We start from the raw sequence: 22,397 nt of genomic DNA on the forward strand, positions 1-22,397 counted from the left end.
AATGCGTCCGACGCCGGGCGGCAGGGCGCCGGCGGCGAGCTTGTTGGCCACTCGCTTCGGCGCATCATAGATTATAATAGCATAATGTCTACCGGCTTCGGATGGAGCGGGGCGACGGCTAGATTTTGGTGATCCGCACGGTCGCGTCGGGCCGCTGAAACAGCTCCGGCCGCAGGCTGAGACCGAGCCCCGGCCCTTCGAGCGGCGCGACGTGGCCGTTGCTCACCGGCGGAATGTCGGCGACGATCTCGGTGTACCAGCCGGTGAAATAGGCCCGCACGGCCTCCTGGTAATTGACGTTCGGCAAGGTCGCCGACAGCGCGCAACTGGCGGCATAGACGATCGGCCCGGTGCAGTCATGCAAGGTGACCGGCAGTTCGCTGGCTTCGGCCATGTTGGCGATCTTGCGCGCCTCGGAAAGCCCGCCGCACCAGGCGAGGTCGATCATGATCACCGAGGCGGCGCGCTTGTCGATCAGTTGCTTGAACATCTGCCGCGAGGCCAGCCGCTCGCTGGCGGCAATCGGTATCGATGTGTGGCGGGCCAGCTCGGCCATGGCGTCGAACTCGTTGTAACGAATGGGCTCCTCAAGCCAGGCGACGTCGTAAGCTTTCAACGCTTCTGCGATGCGCAGCACCGGCGGCAAGGTCCACAGGCCGTGCAGCTCGACCATGATCTCCATGTCGCGGCCGACGGCGTCGCGGATCTTCTGGAAGGGCTCCAGCGCCTTGTCGAGATCGGCGAGCGAAATGCGGGTGCCGTTCGACGCCTCGGCGGCAATGTCGAAGGGCCAGATCTTCATCGCGCCGACGCCTTCCGATTTCAGGCTCCTGGCGAGATCGCCGGCATTGTAGCGCCAGGCGAGCAGGTCCTCATACGGACCTTCGTTCGAATCGCCGGCCTTGAGCGACCAGTCCTCGCCGCGCTCGAACAGCGCGTTCTTCTGTGTCGCACGGACATGTTTGTAGCCGGCGCAGGTGTTGTAGATCGGCACGGTCTTGTGGGTGCGTCCGCCGAGCAGCCGCCAAACCGGCTCGCCAACCGCCTGGCCGTAGATATCCCACAGCGCGATATTGACGGCGGAATTGCCGCGCACCTCGGCGCCGGAATCGCGCGCGCCGACATAGACGCTGCCCAGCGTGCGGTCGTGCAGCTCGATGTCGCGCGGATCCTTGCCCAGGAGATAGGACGCGACATTGTCGTGGATGTAAGCGGCGACCGGCCCCGGCGCCCAAAATGTCTCGCCGGTGCCGATGAGGCCGGCATCGGTGTGGACGCGCAGCCAGACCAGGAAGGGGAACTCCGCCAACTGCAACGTTTCGAGCGCAACGACTTTCATCTTTTTCCTCCCCATTCCAACCAACCACACAGTCGACGGGACAATAGCACATCGCCGTTGACAGCCATTTATGGTACCGGTATCAATCGTGCGTCAAGATGGCCACTGGGAGGGTGTTCGCTTGCCTGCCGAAAAACAAGACGCGACGCCAAGGAGAGCCCTGGTTACCGGTGCCGCCGGCGGCCTCGGCCGCGAGGTGGCGGTCCAGTTGGCCCGGCGAGGCTGTGCCGTCGCGGTTACCGATATCAATGGTGACGGACTGGCCGAGACCATCAGGCAGATCAGGGAAGCCGACGCTGAAAGCGAAAGCATCATCGGCGATTTCACTGGGGAAGGCGCACCGGAAGCGGCGGTGGGAAAAGTGGTCGCGCGCTGGGGCGGCATCGACATCCTCGTCAACAATGCCGGCTATGGCGTGATCGAGCCGTTCCTCGACGCCACCTATAAGGCGTGGACACGCACGCTGGCGCTCAATGTCACCGCCCTTGCCATGGCCTGCAAGGCGGCCGGCCGGGTGATGCGCGAGCAGCGTTCGGGGCGCATCGTCAACATCACCTCGCCCGGCTCGCGCATGGCGCTGCCCGACTACACCGCCTACACGGCGAGCAAGGCCGGCGTCGATTCCATCACCCGCGCCGCCGCCGTGGCGTTGGCGCCCTATGGCGTGCTGGTCAACAGCCTGGCTCCCGGCATGATGGACACCGAGATGCAGCGTTCGACAGAAGCCGATCTCGCCCGAGCCAATGGCCGCAGCGACCTCCAGGCCTTCCTCGACGAGCGCACGCGCCGCATCCCGCTCGGCCGCCGCGCCGAGATTTCCGAGGTTGCCGAGGCCGTGGTGTGGCTCTGCCTCGACGCGCCAAGATACATGACCGCCGAGCGGCTCAACATGTCGGGCGGGCTCGACAAGGACTGATCCGATGCTGCGAAACTCTCCTCCCGGCACAGCCGATATCGGCGCGCTCGAACGCAAGGCGATACGGCTGCGCCGCCACATGCTGACCATGGCGCGCGGCCAGGGCCAGGGCTATATCGGCCAAGGCCTCGGCATCGCCGATGCGCTGGCCGCGCTCTATTTCCACGAACTGCGTTACGACCCGCACAATCTGGCGTGGGCCGACCGAGACCGCTTCCTGCTCTCGACCGGACACTATTCCATTGCGCTGTGGGCAGCGCTGGCCGAGGCCGGCATCGTTCCGGTCGAGGAACTGATCACCTACGGCGCCGACAACAGCCGGCTGGAAATGTCGACGCTCGACACCACGCCCGGCGTCGAGGTCATCGGCGGCTCGCTCGGCCATGGACTGGGACAGGGCGTCGGCCAGGCGCTGGGCTTGCGCCTCGACAAGTCCGACGCGCGCGTCTTCGTCGAACTGTCCGATGGCGAGATGCAGGAAGGCTCGACCTGGGAAGCGGCGATGTCGGCCAGTCACTTCAAGCTCGACGGGCTGGTGGCGCTGATCGACTGCAACGGCATCCAGGCCGATGGGCCGGTGGTGCTAGACATGGAACCGGTGGCCGACAAATGGCGCGCCTTCGGATGGCAGACATCGGAGATCGACGGCAACGAAATGAGAGCGGTGATCGATGCGCTGGCCGATGCACGCGAACGCAACGGCAAGCCGAAAGCGATCGTGCTGCGCACGCTGCCGGGCAAAGGCGTGCCGCGCATCGAAACCTCTGAGAAATCGCACTTCTTCCGTATCGACGTGGCGCAGTGGGACGGCATCATCGCCGAGTTCGAAAAGACCGTGGGAGCAGTCCAATGAGCGGCGCGGCGACGGAGGCCGGGCGCACGCTGGCCATGGGCCAGGACGAAGTGGTTGGCGGCAGCCGGCGGAGCGTGGAGGCGCCTTTCGGCCGGGCACTGGCGCGGCTTGGCCAGAGCCGTCCCGACATTGTCGGGCTGACCGCCGATCTCGGCAAATACACCGACATATTGCCGTTCCGCGACGCTTTCCCGGAGCGCTTCTTCAATGTCGGCATGGCCGAACAGAACCTCGTCGCTGTTGCCGCCGGGCTGGCGCGCATCGGCAAGGTGCCGTTCGCCACCACCTATGGCGTGTTCGCGACACGGCGTGCCTATGATTTCGTCGCCATCGCGCTCGCCCACTCCAACCTCGACGTCAAGATTGTCGCCGGCCTGCCGGGCCTGACCACCGGCTATGGCGGCACGCATCAGGCGATCGAGGACCTTGCGCTGATGCGCATGATCCCCGGCCTGACCATCATCGATCCTTGCGATGCCACCGAGATCGAGGCCGCGACCGAAGCAATCGCCGCGCATCGCGGGCCGGTCTACATGCGGCTGCTGCGCGGTTCCGTGCCGGTGGTATTTGAAGCCGGCTATCGTTTCGAAATCGGCAAGGCGCGACAGTTTCGTGACGGCTCCGATGTCGGCATCATCTCGACCGGCTTCATGACCGAACGCGCGCTGGACGCGGCGGACGCGTTGCGCAGACAAGGCATCGCCGCCGGCGTGCTGCATGTGCCGACGATAAAACCGTTCGACGCTGAGGCGGTGGCCGAATTTGCCGCCGGCTTCAGCCATATCGTCACGGCGGAAAACCACGTCGTGGTGGGCGGTCTGGCGAGCCTTGTCGTCGAGACCTTGTTCGATGCCGGCATCGCCAGGAAAGTCACCCGCATCGGCTTGCCCGACCGCTATATCGAATGCGGCGCGGTGCCGACCTTGCAAGCGAAATACGGCCTGACGGCCGAGGCCGTCATCGCGACAATTACTGGTTTAAGCTAGAGTTTCGCATGAAGATCACCGAAATCGAGACCTTTGCCGTCGGCGCCGGCTGGAAGAACTGGCTGTTCGTCAAAGTGCATACCGACAAGGGCATCCATGGGATCGGCGAAGGCACGTTGAACGGCTTCATCAAGACCACCGAAGCCGGCGTGCACGAGCTCAAGCATCTCGCCATCGGCCAGGATCCGTGCCGCATCAATGCGCTGGCCAAGCGCATGCTGGACAGCGTCTCGCTCGATGGCGGCCATATCCACCGCACTGTCATCGCGGCGGTCGAGGTCGCCTGCTGGGATATTCTGGGCAAGAGCCTCGGCGTGCCGATCCACCAGCTGCTCGGTGGCCAGGTGCGCGACAGCGTGCTCGGCTACGCCAATGGATGGTACCGCACCGAGCGTACGCCCGAAGCCTTTCTCGAAGCCGCCAAGGCGGTGCTGGCCAAAGGTTTTAGGGCATTCAAGCTCGACCCATTCGGCACGGCGCAAGGTTTTATCTCGCGCGAGGAACTGGAGCTTTCCTATGCGATCTGCCGGAAACTGCGTGATGAACTGCCTGGGGACACGCGGATCCTGATCGATGTGCATGCCCGCTTCACCGAGATCGCCGCCCTGCAGGCAGCGCAAAAATTCGCCGATCTCGACATCTACTGGTGGGAGGAGCCGACCTCGCGCGACCGGCAGGAGACGGTGCACGAAGTGGCGCATCGCTCACCGATCCCGGTGGCGACCGGCGAAATGTACGACACGGTCGGCCAGTTCTACACGCTGGCCGCCGGCGGCGGCGTCAACATCTTCCAGCCCGAGCCGATGTCGCTCGGCGGCATTGCACCGTCCATGCAGGTGGCCAATCTGGCGTTCGCCCATGGCAGCCACATCGCGCCGCACCAGAGCGGCGGACCGGTGGCGACGGCGGTGTGCCTGCAACTGGCCGCGGCGGTGCCGAACTTCCTGATCCAGGAGCATTTCGACGCCTTCAACGACTCTTGGACGCGCGACCTCGTGACCTGGCACCCGACCGTCAACCCGGACAACGGCCATCTGTCGCTGCCGGACGCGCCGGGGCTCGGCATCGATCTCAACATCGAGGCGATCAGGGAACACCCCTATGATCCCAACGCCTATCTCAACGTCCATGCGGAGGGTTGGGAAAAGCGGCTCGGGCGGCGGGAAGAGACGGGGAAGACGACGTCCTTAAACTAGCCGATGCTCCCCCTTCGTCGTCATCCTAGGGCGGAGCAAGGAGCGAAGCGACGCGGCGCAGACCCTAGGATGACGAAGCTGAGGAAGGCTGCGGCCAACAAGGAGATTGTCAAGCACTCTCGCGGTCGACGATCTCGAAGCCGAGGCTGGTAATGGTCGGCACCTTGGTGTCGCCGCCGAGCCTTGCCAGCAATTGCCGCACGGCGCGCCGGCCCATTTCGTAGCGGTTGACCTTGACCGTGGTCAGCGGCGGAAAAAGCTGCGCGGCGAGATCCATGTCGCCATAGCCGGCGATGGCGATCTTGCCCGGCACCGCCCAGCGCCGGCGATGGCACTCCTGGACGGCGCCGACGGCCAGCGTGTCGCTGGAAAAGAAGATGGCATCGATATCCCTGTGGCGGGAGGTCAGCGTGATCAACGCCTCGGCGCCGCCCTGAGCGGTGATCGGCACCTCGACCTCCATATCGGCATGGTTCTTGATGCCGAGTTCGGTGAGTGCGGCATGATAGCCGGTGCGGCGCTGCTGCAGCCGGTCATTGCCGTGGATCGGCGTCGAGACGAAGCCGATGCGCTTGTAGCCCTTGGCGGCGAGATGCATGGTCATGGCATAGGCGGTCTCGAAGTTGGAGACGCCGACCACCATGTCGATCGGCTTGCGGCCCTTAATCTCCGATATTTCGACCACCGGCGCGCCGCTGCTCTTCAGAAGCGCACGCGCGGTCTCGCTTTGGACGAAGCTCTGCAGGATCATGCCGACCGGACGCCAGCCGAGCAGATTGCGGATCGAATGCTCCTCGGCCTCCTGCGTGAATTCGCCTTGCACCAGCAGCATCGAATAGCCGCTCTCATGGCATTCGTCGGACATGCCTTGCACCTGTTCGGCGATGCCCGAATTGATCAGCGGCGGCACCACCGTGCCGATCATGCGGCCATGGCCGCGCATGCTGGAGGCCAAGCGATTCGGCACGAAACCGGCCTGCTCTATCGCCTCGAGCACCTTGGCGCGCGTCTCCGGCGAGACCATGTCGGGATTGGAGAGCGCACGCGACACCGTCATCGGCGCGACGCCGACCCGCTTGGCGATCTCGCGGACGCCAAGACGCTGCCGCTTCTTCTCACCCGCCGGCGGTCTGTCGGTCATCACCGTGCTCCAAGAAAGCGCGATCCAGCAAGGCAATGTTCTGCCTATCGCGCCGTAAGCGGCCATTCATAGCTGTTGTGGCGGACGGTTTCCAGCGACGGACCCGGCAGGGATAGCGAGCATCACGAGTTCAGAAATTACGCCCATAACCTGCCGTCCATCCACCGTCGACGCTCAGCATCTGGCCCGTCGTGTAGGTGTTGAGCGGATCACAGAAGAACAGCACGGCCGCGACCGCTTCCTCAATGCAGCCGGCGCGCCCGACCGGCGTGTGGCTGAGCATCGCCTTGTCGCCCGAAACCATGGTTCCATCCTCGACCGCGCCGAAGCCAACGGCATTGACCAGCACCTTCGGGCCGAACTCCATGGCCAGCGTACGCATGCCGGCCAGGATCGAGGCATTTTCCATGGAAAAGCGCGGATGGCGGCGCATCGGCATGCCGGCGGTGGCCGAGATCAGGAAGACAATGCGTCCGCCGCCGCGCTCGGCCATGGCCAAGGCCGCCTTGCGCGCATCGGCATGCTGGCAGCGGGGATCCTGCGCCGTCGTTCCCGGGCGCAGCGGATTGGACATCAGCAGAATGTCGGCGGTATCAGTTGCTTCGACAAATGTGCCGCCATTGGCACGCAGCGCGGTGAACGCCGCGTCGACGATCGGGTTGGTCTCGCCATCGAGAGCCACCGCGGCGCCATTGAGATCGATTTCCATCGCGTTGCTCACATCATGTATCCCGCCGTCCAGCCGCCATCGACGGCCAGCACCTGGCCGTTGACATAGCTGGCGGCCGGCGAGGCCAGGAACAGCACCGCCTCAGCGATCTCCCGCGGCTCGGCCGGACGGCCGAGCGGCACATGGGCGAGGAATTCCTGCGTGCGGCCGGCGAATTTGCCGTCCTCGCCGTAAAACAGCTTGGCGGTCAGTGCCGTCATCACCGAGCCCGGGGCAATGGCATTGGTCAGGATGCCCTTGCCGCCGAGTTCGATCGCCATCGATCGTGTCAGATGGATGATGCCGGCCTTGGCGGCGACGAACGGGCTCTGCAGCCGCATCGCCGCAAGCCCGACCACCGAGGCGATGTTGACGATGCGCCCGCCTTTGCCGGCGGCGAGCATGGGCTTCAATGCCGCGCGGCTCATGATGTAGAGGCCGTCGAGGTCGATGCCGGTGATGCGGTCCCATTCCTCGGGCGGAAATTCGTCCAGGGTGACGCGGTGCGCCAGCGTGTTGACGCCGGCATTGTTGATCAGGATGTCGAGGCGGCCGTAGCGCTGCATGATCGCGGCGATGGCGCCGTCGACCGAGGCGGCGTCACGGATGTCGGTGGCGCAGGCCATGGCATCGGTCAACCCGGCCGCCACCTCGCTTGCGCCCTCGCCATTGATGTCGGCGACGACGACCGCGGCGCCATTGTCGGACAGGCGCCTGGCGATGGAACTGCCAATGGCCCCCGCGGCCCCGGTGACCATCGCTACCTTGCCTCGCAAATCGCAGCGCATGTACCGTCCACCCCCGAGCATTGCCGGGTTATGCTATTATAATATCTATAGGAGTCGGGCAAGCGGCAGCGTCACCCCCGCGGTTATTCCGCCGGTGCGCCGGCAACGTTCTTGCGAGCGGCATCGACCATCAATCGCCTGGCCCGGAACACGCCCCATTGCTGGTCGACCAGCACGCCGATGAGGATGACGCCGCCCATCACCGCGAAATTGAGAGAGGACGGGATGCCGAGCAGATTGACGAGGTTCTGCAGCTCCTGCAGCAGCACGGTGCCGAGGATGACGCCGATCAGCGAACCCTCGCCGCCGCGCAGCGAGAAGCCGCCGAGCACGGCCGCGGCAATGGCGTAGAGTTCATAGAACTGGCCGTGGCTGGCCGGCGAGATCGAGCGCGTGTACATGGCGAAATAGATCGCCGACAGCGCCGTCAGCACGCCGCAGATGACATAGGCGGCCATGACGATGCGGCCGGTGCGGATGCCGGAATATTTCGCCGCCTCCTCATTCTTGCCGATGGCGTAGAGATAGCGGCCGAACACCGAGCGATGCAGCACCACCCACATGACGATGGCAATGACGATCAGCGCGATGAAGCTGTTGGGCACGCCATAGGACCGGCCTGCGGTGAGGAATTCGAGGTCGGGAAAATTCTGGCCGAAGGCGAAGCCGGCGGTGCCGTCGGCGGTGTAGAAGCGGGCGACGCCGCGATAGATCAAGAGTCCGCACAAGGTGACGACGAAGGGCTGCAGCTTCAGCCGCGTGATCAGCCAGCCATGCACCAGGCCGATGATGGCGCCAAGCACGATGATCAGCACGAAGGCCAGCGGCCAGTCCAGCTCGCGCACGGCGATGAAGTCGATGAACAGCGTTCCCAGCAGCGCCACCACCGAGCCGACCGACAGTTCGATGCCGCCGGTGATGATGACGAAGGCCTGGCCGATCGACAGGATGCCGAACAGGCCGATCAGGTTCGAGGTGTTGGCAAGGTTGATCGGCAAGAGGAAGCGCGGATTGATGATCGCAACGATCGCCCCGACCACCAGGATCAGGATCAGCAGGCCGAGATCTTTCTTGCTCATCGTCTTCTCCCCAATGCCTGCCTGAGCAGGTTGCGCGGTCTCGCGACCCCAGCGCAAAAACTATTTCGGCTGCTTGCCCACCGCCAAGAGCAGCACATTCTCCTGGCTGAACTGGTCCTTGTCGAGAATGCCCGAGATCTGGCCCTCATGCATGACGGCGATGCGATCGGACACGCCGATCACCTCTTCCATGTCGCTGGAGATCATCAGCACGGCGACGCCGGCATCGGCCAGCGCGCGCATCAGCCCGTAGATTTCGGCCTTGGCGCCGATGTCGATGCCGCGCGTCGGCTCGTCGAGGATCATCACCTTCGGGTTCATGGCCAGCCATTTGCCGAGCACGACCTTCTGCTGGTTGCCGCCCGACAGCGTGCCGGTGCGCGTCTGAACCGAAGGCGCCTTGATGCCGAGATCCTTCTTCTGCTTCTCGGCGGTTGCCGTTTCGGCGCTTGCCGACACCAGCGAGCGCCTGGCATGCGCCGGCAGATTGGGCAGCGAAATATTCTGCGCGATCGACAAATCGAGCAGGATGCCGGTCAGCTTGCGGTCTTCCGGCACCAGGAAGATGCCGTGCGCGACGGCATCGGCGGCCGAACCCAGCACAAGCGTCTTGCCGTCGAGTTCGATCGTGCCGCCAAGGCTGCCGTCTATGCCGAAGAACACGCGAGCCAGCTCGGTGCGGCCGGAACCGACCAGACCGGCAAGGCCGAGGATCTCGCCGCGCCGGACATCGAGATCGACAGGCCGGCTGGGATAGGTGGGGGTGCGGATTGCCTTGGCCGCAAGGGCCACGGCGCCGGGCGCGCGTGCGGCTTCGGAGGCCTTCTCGCGCTCCTTCAGCATGCGGCCGATCATCAGCTTGACCATCTGGTCGTGGCCGATGTCGCGCTTGCCCAGCGTGCCGGCCAGCATGCCGTCGCGCAGCACGACGACGCGGTCGGCGACACGCTCGACCTCGTGCAGGCGGTGCGAAATGAAGATGACGCTGATGCCGTCGGCCTTCAGCGCCTTGATGACGTCGAGCAGTTTGTCGGTCTCCGCGATCGGCAGGCTCGATGTCGGCTCGTCGAGGATGACCAGCCGTGCCTTGATCGACAGCGCCTTGGCGATCTCGACCATCTGCTGCTGGGCGAGCGACAGGGCGGCGACCTGGGTGTCGGCGGAGAAATTGGCACCGACGCGCTTCAAGAGCGGCGCCACCATTTCCCGCAGCTTCGTGCGGTCGACAAGCTTGAGCGGCCCGGCGCGCAGCGGCTCGCGGCCGAAGAAGATGTTGGCGGCGACGTCGAGATTCTCGAACAGATTGAGTTCCTGGTGGACGAAGGCGATGCCCGAGCCCAGGCTGCCTTCGACGGTCAAGCTGTTGTGGGCGGTGCCGTCGACGGTGATGGTGCCGGTGTCCGGCGTGGTGACGCCGCCGAGGATCTTCATCAGGGTCGACTTGCCGGCGCCGTTCTCGCCGACGAGGCCGATGACCTCGCCAGGCCTGACCTCCATCGAGAAGCCATCCAGCGCGACGACGCCCGGATAGGTCTTGCGCACGTTCTCGAGGCTGAGGAACGGTGTGGTCGCTACGATGGATGTATCGGAATAGTTCATCATGCCTGACAGCAGTTAGCGGGCCGGCTTTCCGGCAGACTGACGATCCTCGAAGGGTTCGTCAATGCGCGCAGCCGGCTCAAGCGATGTTGAGCCGGCTGAACTGCCTGTGGTCTTACTTGCCGGACATCGCCTTGAGATTGGCGGCATAGGCGTCGACATCATCCTTGCCGATGATCTTGGTGGGGATGATGATCAGGCCGTTGGCCGGGATGCCCGACTTGTCGCCCTTTAGGTAGGCAGCCATCAGCTTCATGCCCTGATAGGCCCATTCGAAGGGCTGCTGCACGACGGTGGCGGCAACGGTGCCTTCCTTGACGCCGCCCAGCGTGATCGGATCGTCATCGAAGCCGACGACCGTGATCGAGCCGAGCTTGCCGGCATCGCGCAGCGCTTCATAGATGCGCGGCGTGTTGTAGGAATAGAAGCCGACCATGCAGGTGACGTCGGGGCTGGCGACCAGCGCGTCCTCGACATTCTTCTTGGCGCGCGCCTGGTCGATATCGTCGCCGCGCACGTCGACAAGCTCGATCTTGGTGCCGGCGAGACCATCCTTCATGCCCTGGATGCGCTCCTTGGCATTGTCGGCGCCGAGCAGGCCGACGAAGCCGAGGCACTTGCCGCCATTGGGCATCGCCTTCTTGGCAATTTCGGCCGCCTGCTTGCCGGCGTCGACATTGGACGAGCCGATGTAGGCGACGCGCTTGGTCTGCGGCGCGTCGCTGTCGGTGGTGAACAGCGCGGTTTGCGAGGCGATCTTGTTCAGGCCATCGGTGGAGGTCTTGGGATCGACGGCCGAGACCATGATGCCCTTGACGCCGGCCGTCACCAGATCGTCCATCAGCCGCTGCTGGATGGCGACCGACGACTGCTCGGGATATTTGAGTTCGAGATTGTAGTCGGGCAGTTCGCCCTGCGCCTTCTTGACGCCGGCTTCGGCCGCTTTCCAGAAATCGGAAGCGCCGTTGACGACGAAGGCCAGCGTCGGCTTGTCGTCGGCGCGCGCGATGGCCGTCGCCGTCAGGCCGACAACCAGGGCCGCAGCGGCCACGGATGCATTGCGTATCAAGGATTTCATGTTCAACCTCCCTTTATGGTCCAGCCGTCGGGCTGACCGGTCTTGCTCACTAGAATTGCCTGCTCACCTGAATTTGCCGTTCGCGGCTTGGATACCCCCCTCCTCCTCAGGGTTTCCCGGCACTCACAAGAATGGCCTCGCTCCAGCCACGGTCACGGACTTTAGAGACTCATTCTCCGCTCGTAAATAGTCCGATTTGTCTGACATATCACATATCTGCTACAAGGCTCGCGGAGGCAATATCCGCTCGCCATCGGGCCATCGACGTTCGCTTTCCCGCCGCCCCGGAACCCAAGAGGCCGGGAGCGACGGATTGACGTTACAGCGCATTTTTGTATTAGTAAACACTATTAGTTTTGAGCCGACATCCGAGCACGCCGTGGCGCCACCACGGACGATGGTTGACGAACCCATGCCATGACTGGACGGCACTCAAAGCCCGGCAGTCAAAGCTTTCCCTGCACATTCGGAGCCTTATGATTGATGGACCACGCGCCTACTAATATGTATAAACGTAACGACAGTTTCTATAAATCGACGCCGCCGCGCCATCTTGTCGGGCAAGCAGGCTGCCGCTAGACAGGCCGGGATTGGGGACAGGACTGCCATGAGCGAGACCAGGGATACGGCCATCGACACGGTCAAGCGCCGCAAGGCGCCGGCAAAGCCCAAGGGGCGCGTCACGATGACCGATATCGCCCGGGCCGCCGGCTGTTCGCAGGCGACCGTTTCCTTTGTGCTCAACAATTCGCCCGGCATAAAACTGTCGCAGCAGACCCGCGAACGGGTGATCGAGGCCGCGAGGGCGCTGGGCTACAGCGCGCCCGCCTTCTCCGCGCTGCGCAAACCGGTTGCCGCCTTTGACGGGCTGGACGGGGTGATCGGCTTTGCCGTCGACCAGCTGGCGACCAGCCCGGAGGCGGTGGTGGCGATCGAAGGCGCGCGCCAGGCCTCGTGGAATGCCGGCAATGTGCTGCTGGTGGCGCAGACCATGGGCGACGCGGTGATGGAGCCGCGCGCCATCCAGGCGCTGACCAGGCGGGGCATTTCGGCGCTGATCTACATGACCATCTTCACCCGCGAGATCACGGCGCCCGACTTCCTCTACGGCCTCGACATTCCGGTGATCCTGCTCAATTGCTATACGGCCGACTACGCCTTCCCCGCCGTGGTGCCTTCCGAGATCGCCGGCGGCCAGAGCTCGACAAGGCATCTGATCAGCCACGGCCACCGCCGCATCGCCACCATCACCGGCGAGCCCTGGATGCAGGCGGCACAGGACCGCCTCAAAGGCTACCGCCGCGCGCTCGCCACCGCCGACATCCCCTTCGACCCGGAGCTGGTGGTCGAGGGCGACTGGTCGGCCAGCGCCGGCTATGCCGCGACGGTGAAGCTGCTCGCCCTGAAAGACCGCCCGACGGCGATCTTCTGCCAGAACGACCGCACCGCGATCGGCTGCTACGAAGCGCTGAAGGAAGCCGGCCTGCACATTCCGCAGGACATTTCGGTGGTCGGCTACGACGACGAGGAAATCGCCCGGCACCTCTTCCCGCCGCTGACCACCTCGATCCTGCCGCATATGGCGATGGGCCAATGGGCGATCGAACAGCTCGAAGCGCCGACGGCGCCCGGGCGCGGGCGGTATCCGATCACCAAGCTGGAGTGCCCGCTGGTGGAACGGGAGAGTGTAAGGCCGGTGGCGGGCTCGTCCGCAAGTGCCCGCGAAGCTTCGGTGAGTTAGAGCGTCCGCCCGCGAGCCGGCGCCCCTATCCGCCAACCATCAGCTTGGCCAACGGGCCTGTCCGCAACGCGCCAACGTTCCGGACGGATGCAAACCAATCAGGACAGGCCGGCTATAAGGCCTTGATGGCATTCATCACGGACGCTTTTACGCTCGGCACCCAAGTGTAAAAATGAAGCTCGTCGATGCCGTTTGATTTGGCGGCAGCGGCATATTTGTTGATCTCGGCCACTGTAACTTTGTCGATTTCACCAGCCATGGGGTGAATGAGATTCACCTTGCCACCAGCCGCCTTCCAGAATGCAATTCCCTGATTATAGTTGTCATCAGGAATGCCATGGCCAACCACGCCGCCAGTTACACGCCAATATGATTGAGGCAGCAGTACATCGGCCGCCGCAAAAAATTCTTTCCAGGGCAAATGAGGAAATACCTTGTCCGCCCGATAGTGCGACGTCACTCCGAGTTTGGCACCTGGCGCGCTTTTGATTGCCGCGCAGAAGTCTTTCGCCAGCGTTGCGAGCCCGGTCTGATCCCAATCCCAAGGCTTTCCGTGATCCCCTTCAGGGTCAACATAATATCCTTTGAGGCCCTTCCCGAACAGGCCGACGATTTTTTTAGCCTCCTTCATGGCAGGGTCCTTGTTCGCACTTGGCCAACGCCAGGAGTAAACGCCGATACCTTTCTTCGTAAATGCGTTGATCGCGGTTTCAACATCGTTGTCCGACCGGATGGCGACATCAGTGGCGCCGCAGTCACCCGCAGCCTTCACGAAGTCGTTGATGTTGTTGTAGTTGACGACCCAAAGAACCTTAGAGAATGCCATTTGCTCCTCCATAAAGATCAGGTTGCCCAATGCAGACTATTATACCTTCAAGAGCGCCGCAAGCGCTCTACATCATTCGGAGATTGCTGGTCGCCCATCTATTCGGTACCTTGGGGCGAAGGTGGTATTCGGAATGGCGAATTGACCAATAAGAAGGCCACACAGCACTGTGCGATTTTTCATCTACCAACGGCATGGATTGCGCAAATAAAAACCGAGGGATAAGTTCTCGCTCATAAGCATTATCTCGGAGGGGGGGGACATGAAATTTCGGTTGACGGTTTTATCGCTTGTAGTTGGGTGCTCCGCGATCTGCACTCCAGCCCGCGCCCTCACGCTCCAGTGCTGGGTCGGAGACCGTGGAACTGATGAACTTGCAGAGAATTTTTCAGTCGATACAAAAGCTAAGTCTTTCGAATGGTCCGGGGGTGAGGCCAGTCATCCGACACAGTCAAAGATCGAGACTTTGGGGAAAGAGATCGCAATCGCCGTCATTAAAAAGCCGGCTCGACAGGGCGGAAAACTCGTTGTTGAGGGTGCGCCAAGCCAAATCTTCACAATTTTCATCGATAAGGACAAAAAATACCACATCCACGGCGATATAACGCTGGACGGCTCATGTGACTAGGAACTTGGTGGGCCTGCTGCAGCAACAATGCCGGTGTCTCCGAAGACCTCACCGCCATGAACACCATAAATCTCTGTCATCCTTCGGCGAGCAGCACTAACGAGCAATATCGAATAGCGATAGCTGGCATTGCGGCTGCCGCCGGCGACGCTGCGAATACCGGCGGGTTCCCAAACCTGCGCGAGGCGCTGGCGATGCAAGGGCGGGGACGCTATCCGATCACCAAGCTGTAATGCCCGCTGGTGGAGCGGGAGAGTGTGCGGGCGCTGGCGGAAGGCTGAGGCAAGACGACCGAGCCAACCCGTTGCGCGGAAGCGGCGGTCTTCTTTCGACGCCCGCCAAAGTCATCGTCATTGCAGGATGCCTCCGGCCAGTATGCGGCCGGGCAATTGTCGTTCATACTCGGGCCATGACGCGTCCAGGCTTGCGCTGTGTGCAGGTACTCGCGGCTTTGCTGGCCGCGAGCTGCCCGCGCGCCGAAGCTGACGGAATCTTCGAAGCCGGCGCCTACTCCTTCTCCGACGAACGCGGCGGCTTCCGGATCCTTTCGGCCACGGGCACCGGGACCCGCGCCGACCCGATCGTGGTGACCGAGGAACTGGACACCGCCGACCCGGTGACGCTGACCATCCGTGCGGCGAGGCCGATCCAGCCGTTCGGATCGTCGGGCAACTACGCGACCGGCTTCTTGCCGCTGAAGATCGTCGCCCGCAACAACAGCGGCGACGCCTGGATCGAATTCGGCTTCGAGCTGCAGTCGATCCTGAACGTGCCGAGCGACTATGGCGACGGGCTGTCCTTCGACCAGGCACAGCGCGTGGACAACATGATCAAGTCCGACAGCTTCGCCGAATTCAAACGCGACTTCGAACCCTCTGACAGGCTGCTGTTCAGCAAAGGCAAGGTCGACCCGCTGGAGAGCGCGTCGTTTTCGTTTTTGGTGACGGATTTTTCGCCGAAGGATCGGTTTTACCTGGTGGAGGAGCCGCGGATGCCTTCGACTTGAGGAGGGCGATGGCACCGTAGGACCGCCAGACCGCCATCTTCCGCCAGAACGACCGCACCGCGATCGGCTGCTACGAGGCGCTGAAGGAAGCCTGCGCGATGCGGATCGAATAGATGAACCGTCAGAGTGGTGAAACGCCCCAGCCGGCAAAGGCATAGGCGACTACATTTCCATCGGCCTGTCGGGTTCGGCTTCTCCGCCCGCCGCGACAACCTTCAATCGTCCCAGATAATGGTTCCAGCCTTTCTGATGGCTGACGCGTTCCTTTTCATTCGGCAGCCCGCTGTGCGTGAAGCGGACGAGTGTACCGCTGTCCTTTGCCACCAGATCAATCTCGACGAGGCTCGATCCCGGCGGCACGGTGTCGTTGTCATCCCAACCGAAACTGTAGGCGAGACGGTGAACCGGGATCACCTCCGTGAACTCGCCGCGCGCCACATGCTTGCCGCCGACGTTGACGAGGTAGATGCCGCCCGGGCTCGCTTCGATGGCTGCTTCCGTGCCGATCCATCGTAGGATCTTGTCTGGATCTGTCAGCAACGCGAATACCGTTGCCTGGGGGGCGGAGACTTCGACCTCTGTGTAAAGCGTTGCAGCCATCGGTGGGCTCCGGCGTATGATGCGATGTAATGTTGTTCTTTCGCCTGCCCGAAGATTTTGAGAAGCTGATGACAGGCGCTGATCAGCATAGCATGATCCCCACGATGAAACTGCCAAAGTCACTCGCTTTTCTTCTTGATGATGCCGCCGCCTGCGTTGATGCGGACGCTTTTCTGACAGGCCTCGCAACTCAGCTGACGGCCGACGGGTTACCATTGCTCGGCGGGGCGCTGACCCAGGAGGCCTCACACCCGATCATTGCACGCCGGACATGGCTGTGGCGCGCGGATACGGGACAAGTCATCGAAGCACTTGGCTTCGGCTTTTCGGTGGAGGCAAGCGCCGATGAAAGTGTCGCCCGCGTTTGGCTGGACGGCCTGTCGGGTTTCCCCGCAGAGGCGGCTGTTGAACCGACGGCGCAAGGAGCCAGGCTCGAATGGGTAATGACGCGTCGGCTGGACGACGCGGAAGCCACCTTGCTGAGCGATGTTTCCCGTTTCGCTGCAGCGCCTCTCGCCGTACTGGTTGCACGTTCGACCCTTGGCGCACTGCTTGAAACCTATCTCGGCAAGCGCAGCGCTGCCCAGGTGCTCGGCGGCCAATCGCGCCGCGAGCACGGCGAGACCATTCGCGCCGCATTGCTTTACGCGGACCTGCGCGGCTTCACGCCACTATCTGAAAGGTCGCCTTCCGGGGACGTGGTGCAGGCGCTCGACGCCTGGTTCGACCGCGTGGCCGGCGCCGTTCACGCTTTCGGCGGCGAGGTGCTGAAATTTATCGGGGATGGCGTTCTCGCGATCTTCCCGATTGGCGAACGCAACGCCCGGTCTGCCTGCAATGCCGCAGTTCGCGCCGTAAAGGCGGCGCAAGCAGGGATGGATCATCTGAACGATTTGCGACGGCAGCAAGATGCTCCCGAGCTCGCATTTGGAATCGCACTGCATGTCGGCGAGATATTCTGGGGCAATATCGGCGCCGCCGACAGACTGGACTTTACCGCGATAGGGAGGGCGGTCAACCTCGTCAGCCGGCTTGAAGGACTGTGCCGGTCGCTTGGTCGGGACGTCCTCGTATCAGGAGACTTCGCAGGGGAGACATCCGAAAAACTATATCGACTTGGGGATCATGAACTGCATGGAATTGCCGCGCCTTGCAGCGTCTATGCAATCCAGCCATGAGTTCCGGGAAGAGCAGGCACGACGCTCGCTACGGCAGCCAAGGCGCATGGAGTATCTGGATGCAGTTGGCGCACCCGACAGGATTCGAACCTGTGACCTCTGCCTTCGGAGGGCAGCGCTCTATCCAGCTGAGCTACGGGTGCTTCCCGGCGAGCCGGAAAACGAACCAGCCGGTGAACCGGCAAGTCACGGCTTCTTAGCGGAAGCGGGCGCGGGCTTCAACGGGCAATTGGCGGGCCGCAGGGCCGCGAACTCGGATTAATGCGCTTTCGGGATTGCTAATGCCATGGACGTCGCTTGATCGAGCCCTTCGACGACTCCGAGACGCCAGGGCGACTGAGGGAAGATGGCGCCTGAAACAAAAAACCCGCCTCGGCGGCGGGTCGCTGGCGCAAATCAGCACCATGGGCGAATTTATAGCATAATTGCCGTCACCGGGCAACCGATCGCAAGCTCGCTCTCATGATCGCACCCAGCCCTTCGCAGGCTCAGGGCGTTCGTCGCTCGAAAAGCCAAGCAATTGGCTTTTCGTCCGCTTCGCGGATCATGCCTCACCCTTCACCGTCCTTCTCCGCACCCCGCGCACCGCCCGCTTCACCTTCTTCGCCCCCGCCAGCTCCTGCATGGCCTCGAGCTGCATCTGCTGCATCTCCGCCAGCCGCGTCCATTGGCGGGAGATGAGGTAGTCGAGTTTTTCGTGCAGATGGCGCACTTCGAGCTCGGCCTTGAGGTTGACGCGGTATTCGTTGAAGGAGCGCAGGCGGTCTTTCACCTCCTGGCGCTTCTGGCTCATCATGATGATCGGCGCCTGGATGGCGGCGATGCAGGAGAGCAGGAGGTTGAGCAGGATGAAGGGATAGGGGTCGAAGGCGCCATTCAAACCCTCGAACAGGTTGATGCCGATCCAGACCAAAAGCACGCTGGCGAACGAGATCAGGAACCACCAGCTGCCGCCGAAGGCGGCCATGTTGTCGGAGACGCGGTCGGGGAAGGTGCGGTGCTCCTCGAACTCCTCTTCCGAGTTTTCGGAAATCGTGTCCTGCCTGGCGATCGATTCCACCACCTGGCGGTCGAGTTCGGAGAATTCGCCATGCTCCTGCTGCAGCAGTTCCTCCATGTAGCGCATGCGGTAGCGGCCGAGCTCCTCGCGGCTGATGCGGGCGCCCCTGGGCAGGTCCGGATGGTCGGAGCGGATGCGGTCGGCCAGGCTCGGGCGCAGCGTGTCGATGCGCACCAGGTCGCGCTTGTGGAATTTGCGGCCCGAGATCGCCGACGGCTTCTTCTTCGGCTTTATGCGCGACGCACCGGGGCCTGATGGTTCGGAATCCGGCACTTCGGGCGTGTCGAAATGCTCGTCGGAAACCTCGTGCAGCTCCTCCGGCGTGATCGGCGCCTCGAAATATTCGCCGCCGCTGTCGTTCTCATTGTCCGCCGCCTGCTGCTCGGATGCCTTGGGAAGGGTGCTCATGGTGCGGGCTCCTGCTGTGGCGCTGCTGTATCTGAGGATACGCCAAGGCGACGGGGCATATCCACTGTCGGATTGCGCTGCCTATGCCATGGCTTCCCAACGATTGCGTGACAACAGGATAACAATAGCCGGCTGCGGGTTTTTGGGGGTTGGCCGAGGCCTCTCTGCCTCGTCATCCACGGGCGGAGCGAGGAGCGGAAGCGGCGTCGCGGAGACCCGAGGATGACGAAGCAGGGGGTCGGACAGCCCTTCGCAGGCTCAGGGCGTTCGTCATTCGAAAAGCCAAGCAATTGGCTTTTCGTCCGCTGCGCGGACCACTCCTCACCTACTGCTGTTCGGCGAACATCAGCCTGGTCTTGGTGCCGTCCATGCTCGGCGACAGGCTGCGCTGGATCAGGGCTTCGACATGGTCGTTGCGCTGGCGGGCTGAGTCGGCGCCCATCACCACCACGATCAGCTGGCGGCCATCGGCATTGTAGGAGGTGACGATGTTGAAGCCCGACGCCCTGATGTAGCCGGTCTTGATGCCGTCGACGCCGCGCACCCGGCCGAGCATGTCGTTGTGGCCGCGCACCAGCCGGCCGCGGAACATGAAGTCGCTTTCGGAGAAATAGTGGAAATGCTGGGGAAAGCGCTGGCGCAGCGCCATGCCGAGCACCGCCATGTCGCGCGCCGTCGTCATCTGGCCGTCGTCGGGCAGGCCGGACGCGTTGCGGAAGGTGGTGCTGGTCATGCCGAGCGCGCGCGCCTTGGACGTCATCATGGCGGCGAACTGGTCCTCCGAGCCGCCGAGATACTCGCCGACCGCCACCGCCACGTCATTGGCTGACTTGACGACGATGGCGCGGATGGCGGAATCGACATCGATCGTCTCGCCGCGCCGGAAGCGCATCTTGGTCGGCGGCTGCGAGGCGGCATGGTCGGAGACCGGGATCTGCGTTTCCTTGGTGACGCGGCCGGACTCCATCGCCTCGAACAGGAGATAGAGCGTCATCATCTTGGTCAGCGAGGCCGGATAGCGCTGCGCCGTCGAATTGACCTCGAACATCTGCTTGCCGGTCCTGACGTCGACGACGATCGCCGCATATTTCTGCGGCGGTGCCGGCACTGCCAGCACCTGGTCCGGCGGGGTCGTGGTCGAGCAGCCGGCGACCATCAGCAACAGGCCAAGGGCGACGAGAACTCTCTGGAGGAGCGGAAAGGGACGCAATTTGGACAAGGGCGGGACTGTTCTGGCGATGCTGTTGCTGAGATGAGGCGAAGCTAACGTAACGCGCTTGATGCGTCCATTTGGTTAATGGCGGTTAGTCCCAGGATTGTCGAGCCTTCGCAAGCTTGCCAGCCCGCCCCGAAAACGCCTGTTTCTGTGTCTTTCCTTGCCAAAGCCGCGCTTCCTGTGGGAAGGGGCGTGGCATTGGTTGGCTTGGGGGGGGTGGCATGACGGACATCGGGGCCGGGGGCGTAGCGCCTTCGCTTATCAAGGCATCGCTCAGCCGCACCGGCAAATGGGCCGGCAGCGTCGCTTTCATCAGCGGCGCCGTTGGCGACGTCCTCAATCCGCTGGCGCCGTTCGCCGCCTATATCGCGCTGGTCGCGGCAATCGCCGCGGTCATCATCGCCATCGCCATTGTGCTCAAGCTGGTGCTGGCGGCCAAGGCGCTGCCGGCGCTGTTGTTCGCCACCAGTGCTGCGGCCGTCGCCGGCGGCGTCTATGCCGTGCAGCAGGAGACCAATTCGCAAAATGGCGTCATCGCCAGCCTGGTGCCGGCGATCGCGCAGTTGCAGCAATCGATGGGCATCGTCTCCGAGAAGGTGGCCAAGATCGAGCAGACGGTGACGCAAACGCAAAAGACCGTCGAAGAGGTCAAGAAAACGACCGACACGGTCGCGCAAAAGACCGACCAGATCGCCTCCACCCAGCAGCAGCAGACGGAACAGGGCGCGCAGACGCAAAAGACCGTCGAGGGGGTCAAGCAGACGACCGAGACGCTCGCCGCCGGCCAGCAACAGCAGCAGGCCCAGGCGGAAAAGCTGCAGGCCACCACCGAGCAGATCGCCGCCTCGATCGATACCATCGCCAAGGGGTTTGCCCAGCTCGCGGCGCAGGGCGGGGCGATCGCCGAGCCGATGCGGCCGGACGAGTTCTACCACAATGCCCGCGTCTTCGAATTGTCGGGCGACATGCTCAATGCAAGGCGCTCCTACCTCGCCTTTGCCGGCTTCGATGTCGACGCCATCGATCCCTATACGCGCTTTGCCACGCTGCTTCGGGTGCAGGACGGCAAGGCCGGCGCGCGCGAAGTGTTCGGGCAGCTGGCCGACAAGGGCAAGGCGCTGTCGATCAAGCTGGTGCATATATTGCAGTTCGAGGACGCCCAGCGGCTCGACAAGCTCAACGCCTTCATCACGGCCAATCCCGACTACGCGCCGGCCTATTTCCTCAAGGCGCAGGAGTTTTCGGAAGACCGCCTCGGCAGCCAGACGCTGGCCGACAAGCGCAACGAAGCCCAGGCGCTGACTAAGTTTGTGTCCTATGAAAAGGATGGCGGGCTGCTCAAATATTTCGTCGACCAGACCCAGTTGGCCGACTGGCTGGACCGCAGCCGCAGCCGGCTGGCGGCGCTTGGCGACGTGCTCGACCCCGCGCGCTTTGCGCCTTCGCTGACGCCAATCCGCTCCAACCAGGGCTGGTCGATGACCATTTCGCTGCCCGAGCCGGCGACCGCGATCTCCTGGCGTCTGGGCACCAGCGGTCCCTTCACGGACACCGGCTTCCTGGCGATGAAGGACCAGACCACCGGCAAGCCGATGGCCAATCCGAGCTTCGAATTGCCCGACAGCACGGCGGCGACCACGATTGCGATAAAGTATCTCGACATCAGGGGCCGGGAGACCGGCCCGTTCGACATAAGCTTCGACCCGGATGCCGCGCTGCAGCAAGGCGACAAGCAGATCCTCGACCAGTTCTGGACGTCGTGGATCGCCTTCGACTCCGGCGGCAATCACGGGCTGGTCTATTTCACGCAGATGCTGTCCTATCGCTGTGCCATCAAGGAGGTGCATTACAGCCTGAACGGTGCCGCGCTCGACAAGTCGCTCGACATCCCGCCTTGCGACAAGAAGGATCCCTACGCCATTCCCTACGACGCCAAGGGCTATTTCAAGGTCGCCGACAGTGTGAAATCGATGTCGGTGCAGGTCACCTATACCGACGGGACGAAATCGCCGGTGCGGGAGTATAAGCGGCAGTAGCTGATGCGAAATGC

The 22,397-nt window shown here is 63.2% G+C and carries 21 protein-coding genes and 1 tRNA gene; 10 read left to right on the forward strand and 12 right to left on the reverse strand.

Going from position 1 to position 22,397, the window contains the following annotated elements; all coding sequences use genetic code 11:
- Positions 1-118: 118 nt before the first annotated feature.
- Complete coding sequence (locus AC04SF_RS13150) at positions 119-1,339, reverse strand: mandelate racemase/muconate lactonizing enzyme family protein (protein WP_488478146.1); 1,221 nt, start codon at positions 1,337-1,339, stop codon at positions 119-121.
- A 121-nt stretch (positions 1,340-1,460) separates the two neighbouring features.
- Here AC04SF_RS13150 and AC04SF_RS13155 point away from each other — a divergent pair, with 121 nt between their 5' ends.
- Genes AC04SF_RS13155 through AC04SF_RS13170 form a run of 4 tightly spaced genes read left to right on the forward strand, consistent with a single transcriptional unit; the run spans position 1,461 to position 5,290 of the window.
- Positions 1,461-2,255: an SDR family NAD(P)-dependent oxidoreductase gene (locus tag AC04SF_RS13155; protein WP_488478147.1), complete on the forward strand. Its 795-nt coding sequence runs from the start codon at positions 1,461-1,463 to the stop codon at positions 2,253-2,255.
- A gap of 4 nt (positions 2,256-2,259) precedes the next feature.
- Positions 2,260-3,108: a transketolase gene (locus tag AC04SF_RS13160; protein ID WP_488478148.1), complete on the forward strand. Its 849-nt coding sequence runs from the start codon at positions 2,260-2,262 to the stop codon at positions 3,106-3,108.
- On the forward strand, positions 3,105-4,094 hold the full coding sequence (locus AC04SF_RS13165; RefSeq protein ID WP_488478149.1) for a transketolase family protein: 990 nt from the start codon (positions 3,105-3,107) through the stop codon (positions 4,092-4,094). Before AC04SF_RS13160 ends, AC04SF_RS13165 begins: the two co-directional genes overlap by 4 nt.
- An 8-nt stretch (positions 4,095-4,102) precedes the next feature.
- A complete protein-coding gene (locus tag AC04SF_RS13170; protein WP_488478150.1) occupies positions 4,103-5,290 on the forward strand; it encodes a mandelate racemase/muconate lactonizing enzyme family protein in 1,188 nt (395 codons plus the stop codon).
- A gap of 109 nt (positions 5,291-5,399) precedes the next feature.
- Here AC04SF_RS13170 and AC04SF_RS13175 read toward each other — a convergent pair whose 3' ends face one another.
- From AC04SF_RS13175 to AC04SF_RS13200, 6 genes are all read right to left on the reverse strand, one after another.
- Positions 5,400-6,431, reverse strand: coding sequence for a substrate-binding domain-containing protein (locus AC04SF_RS13175; protein WP_488478151.1), 1,032 nt, complete (start codon positions 6,429-6,431; stop codon positions 5,400-5,402).
- A 130-nt stretch (positions 6,432-6,561) separates the two neighbouring features.
- Positions 6,562-7,152, reverse strand: a complete 591-nt coding sequence (locus AC04SF_RS13180) for an SDR family oxidoreductase (RefSeq protein WP_488478152.1) — start codon at positions 7,150-7,152, stop codon at positions 6,562-6,564.
- Entirely contained in the window at positions 7,149-7,949 is an 801-nt protein-coding gene (locus tag AC04SF_RS13185; RefSeq protein ID WP_488478153.1) for an SDR family NAD(P)-dependent oxidoreductase, read from the reverse strand. Before AC04SF_RS13185 ends, AC04SF_RS13180 begins: the two co-directional genes overlap by 4 nt.
- Before the next feature lie 62 nt (positions 7,950-8,011).
- Positions 8,012-9,007 carry an ABC transporter permease gene (locus tag AC04SF_RS13190; protein WP_488478154.1) on the reverse strand — a complete coding sequence of 332 codons (996 nt, stop codon included), beginning with the start codon at positions 9,005-9,007 and terminating at the stop codon, positions 8,012-8,014.
- A gap of 60 nt (positions 9,008-9,067) precedes the next feature.
- Positions 9,068-10,606, reverse strand: a complete 1,539-nt coding sequence (locus AC04SF_RS13195; RefSeq protein WP_488478597.1) for a sugar ABC transporter ATP-binding protein — start codon at positions 10,604-10,606, stop codon at positions 9,068-9,070.
- Between the two features lie 115 nt (positions 10,607-10,721).
- Positions 10,722-11,684 carry a sugar-binding protein gene (locus tag AC04SF_RS13200; protein WP_096452609.1) on the reverse strand — a complete coding sequence of 321 codons (963 nt, stop codon included), beginning with the start codon at positions 11,682-11,684 and terminating at the stop codon, positions 10,722-10,724.
- Positions 11,685-12,291: 607 nt separating this feature from the next.
- On the opposite strand from AC04SF_RS13200, the gene AC04SF_RS13205 reads away from it, so the two are divergent.
- A complete protein-coding gene (locus AC04SF_RS13205; protein WP_488478155.1) occupies positions 12,292-13,425 on the forward strand; it encodes a LacI family DNA-binding transcriptional regulator in 1,134 nt (377 codons plus the stop codon).
- A gap of 112 nt (positions 13,426-13,537) precedes the next feature.
- On the opposite strand, the gene AC04SF_RS13210 is transcribed toward AC04SF_RS13205, so the two are convergent.
- On the reverse strand, positions 13,538-14,281 hold the full coding sequence (locus tag AC04SF_RS13210) for a hypothetical protein (protein ID WP_488478156.1): 744 nt from the start codon (positions 14,279-14,281) through the stop codon (positions 13,538-13,540).
- A gap of 232 nt (positions 14,282-14,513) precedes the next feature.
- Here AC04SF_RS13210 and AC04SF_RS13215 point away from each other — a divergent pair, with 232 nt between their 5' ends.
- From AC04SF_RS13215 to AC04SF_RS13225, 3 genes are all read left to right on the forward strand, one after another.
- Positions 14,514-14,879: a hypothetical protein gene (locus AC04SF_RS13215; protein WP_488478157.1), complete on the forward strand. Its 366-nt coding sequence runs from the start codon at positions 14,514-14,516 to the stop codon at positions 14,877-14,879.
- Positions 14,880-14,935: 56 nt separating this feature from the next.
- Entirely contained in the window at positions 14,936-15,112 is a 177-nt protein-coding gene (locus tag AC04SF_RS13220; RefSeq protein WP_488478621.1) for a hypothetical protein, read from the forward strand.
- Positions 15,113-15,288: 176 nt separating this feature from the next.
- Complete coding sequence (locus AC04SF_RS13225; protein ID WP_488478598.1) at positions 15,289-15,885, forward strand: hypothetical protein; 597 nt, start codon at positions 15,289-15,291, stop codon at positions 15,883-15,885.
- Between the two features lie 162 nt (positions 15,886-16,047).
- Here the strand turns inward: AC04SF_RS13225 and AC04SF_RS13230 are convergent, their stop codons facing one another.
- Positions 16,048-16,485: an SRPBCC family protein gene (locus AC04SF_RS13230; RefSeq protein WP_488478158.1), complete on the reverse strand. Its 438-nt coding sequence runs from the start codon at positions 16,483-16,485 to the stop codon at positions 16,048-16,050.
- 104 nt (positions 16,486-16,589) lie between these two features.
- Between AC04SF_RS13230 and AC04SF_RS13235 the strand changes: the two genes are divergently transcribed.
- Complete coding sequence (locus AC04SF_RS13235) at positions 16,590-17,663, forward strand: adenylate/guanylate cyclase domain-containing protein (RefSeq protein WP_488478599.1); 1,074 nt, start codon at positions 16,590-16,592, stop codon at positions 17,661-17,663.
- A gap of 66 nt (positions 17,664-17,729) precedes the next feature.
- On the opposite strand, the gene AC04SF_RS13240 is transcribed toward AC04SF_RS13235, so the two are convergent.
- The 3 genes from AC04SF_RS13240 to AC04SF_RS13250 all read right to left on the reverse strand — a co-directional run bounded on the left by AC04SF_RS13240 (position 17,730) and on the right by AC04SF_RS13250 (position 20,350).
- Positions 17,730-17,806 (reverse strand) — tRNA-Arg (locus tag AC04SF_RS13240).
- Between the two features lie 401 nt (positions 17,807-18,207).
- Positions 18,208-19,131 (reverse strand): DUF1003 domain-containing protein, encoded by a 924-nt coding sequence (locus AC04SF_RS13245; RefSeq protein ID WP_488478159.1) that lies wholly within the window; start codon positions 19,129-19,131, stop codon positions 18,208-18,210.
- A gap of 325 nt (positions 19,132-19,456) precedes the next feature.
- On the reverse strand, positions 19,457-20,350 hold the full coding sequence (locus AC04SF_RS13250; protein ID WP_488478160.1) for a D-alanyl-D-alanine carboxypeptidase family protein: 894 nt from the start codon (positions 20,348-20,350) through the stop codon (positions 19,457-19,459).
- Between the two features lie 218 nt (positions 20,351-20,568).
- Here AC04SF_RS13250 and AC04SF_RS13255 point away from each other — a divergent pair, with 218 nt between their 5' ends.
- Positions 20,569-22,383: a methyl-accepting chemotaxis protein gene (locus tag AC04SF_RS13255; protein ID WP_488478161.1), complete on the forward strand. Its 1,815-nt coding sequence runs from the start codon at positions 20,569-20,571 to the stop codon at positions 22,381-22,383.
- Positions 22,384-22,397 lie beyond the last annotated feature (14 nt).

The sequence above is a fragment of the Mesorhizobium sp. CNPSo 4671 genome (assembly GCF_057784245.1).

Excerpts from the sequence above, each read along its gene's own strand:
- AC04SF_RS13150 (WP_488478146.1), bottom strand. The coding sequence starts at position 1,339 with ATGAAAGTCGTTGCGCTCGAAACGTTGCAGTTGGCGGAGTTCCCCTTC.
- AC04SF_RS13160 (WP_488478148.1), top strand. The coding sequence starts at position 2,260 with ATGCTGCGAAACTCTCCTCCCGGCACAGCCGATATCGGCGCGCTCGAA.
- AC04SF_RS13165 (WP_488478149.1), top strand. The coding sequence starts at position 3,105 with ATGAGCGGCGCGGCGACGGAGGCCGGGCGCACGCTGGCCATGGGCCAG.
- AC04SF_RS13170 (WP_488478150.1), top strand. The coding sequence starts at position 4,103 with ATGAAGATCACCGAAATCGAGACCTTTGCCGTCGGCGCCGGCTGGAAG.
- AC04SF_RS13175 (WP_488478151.1), bottom strand. The coding sequence starts at position 6,431 with ATGACCGACAGACCGCCGGCGGGTGAGAAGAAGCGGCAGCGTCTTGGC.
- AC04SF_RS13185 (WP_488478153.1), bottom strand. The coding sequence starts at position 7,949 with ATGCTCGGGGGTGGACGGTACATGCGCTGCGATTTGCGAGGCAAGGTA.
- AC04SF_RS13190 (WP_488478154.1), bottom strand. The coding sequence starts at position 9,007 with ATGAGCAAGAAAGATCTCGGCCTGCTGATCCTGATCCTGGTGGTCGGG.
- AC04SF_RS13195 (WP_488478597.1), bottom strand. The coding sequence starts at position 10,606 with ATGAACTATTCCGATACATCCATCGTAGCGACCACACCGTTCCTCAGC.
- AC04SF_RS13200 (WP_096452609.1), bottom strand. The coding sequence starts at position 11,684 with ATGAAATCCTTGATACGCAATGCATCCGTGGCCGCTGCGGCCCTGGTT.
- AC04SF_RS13205 (WP_488478155.1), top strand. The coding sequence starts at position 12,292 with ATGAGCGAGACCAGGGATACGGCCATCGACACGGTCAAGCGCCGCAAG.
- AC04SF_RS13215 (WP_488478157.1), top strand. The coding sequence starts at position 14,514 with ATGAAATTTCGGTTGACGGTTTTATCGCTTGTAGTTGGGTGCTCCGCG.
- AC04SF_RS13220 (WP_488478621.1), top strand. The coding sequence starts at position 14,936 with ATGAACACCATAAATCTCTGTCATCCTTCGGCGAGCAGCACTAACGAG.
- AC04SF_RS13225 (WP_488478598.1), top strand. The coding sequence starts at position 15,289 with ATGACGCGTCCAGGCTTGCGCTGTGTGCAGGTACTCGCGGCTTTGCTG.
- AC04SF_RS13230 (WP_488478158.1), bottom strand. The coding sequence starts at position 16,485 with ATGGCTGCAACGCTTTACACAGAGGTCGAAGTCTCCGCCCCCCAGGCA.
- AC04SF_RS13235 (WP_488478599.1), top strand. The coding sequence starts at position 16,590 with ATGAAACTGCCAAAGTCACTCGCTTTTCTTCTTGATGATGCCGCCGCC.
- AC04SF_RS13245 (WP_488478159.1), bottom strand. The coding sequence starts at position 19,131 with ATGAGCACCCTTCCCAAGGCATCCGAGCAGCAGGCGGCGGACAATGAG.
- AC04SF_RS13255 (WP_488478161.1), top strand. The coding sequence starts at position 20,569 with ATGACGGACATCGGGGCCGGGGGCGTAGCGCCTTCGCTTATCAAGGCA.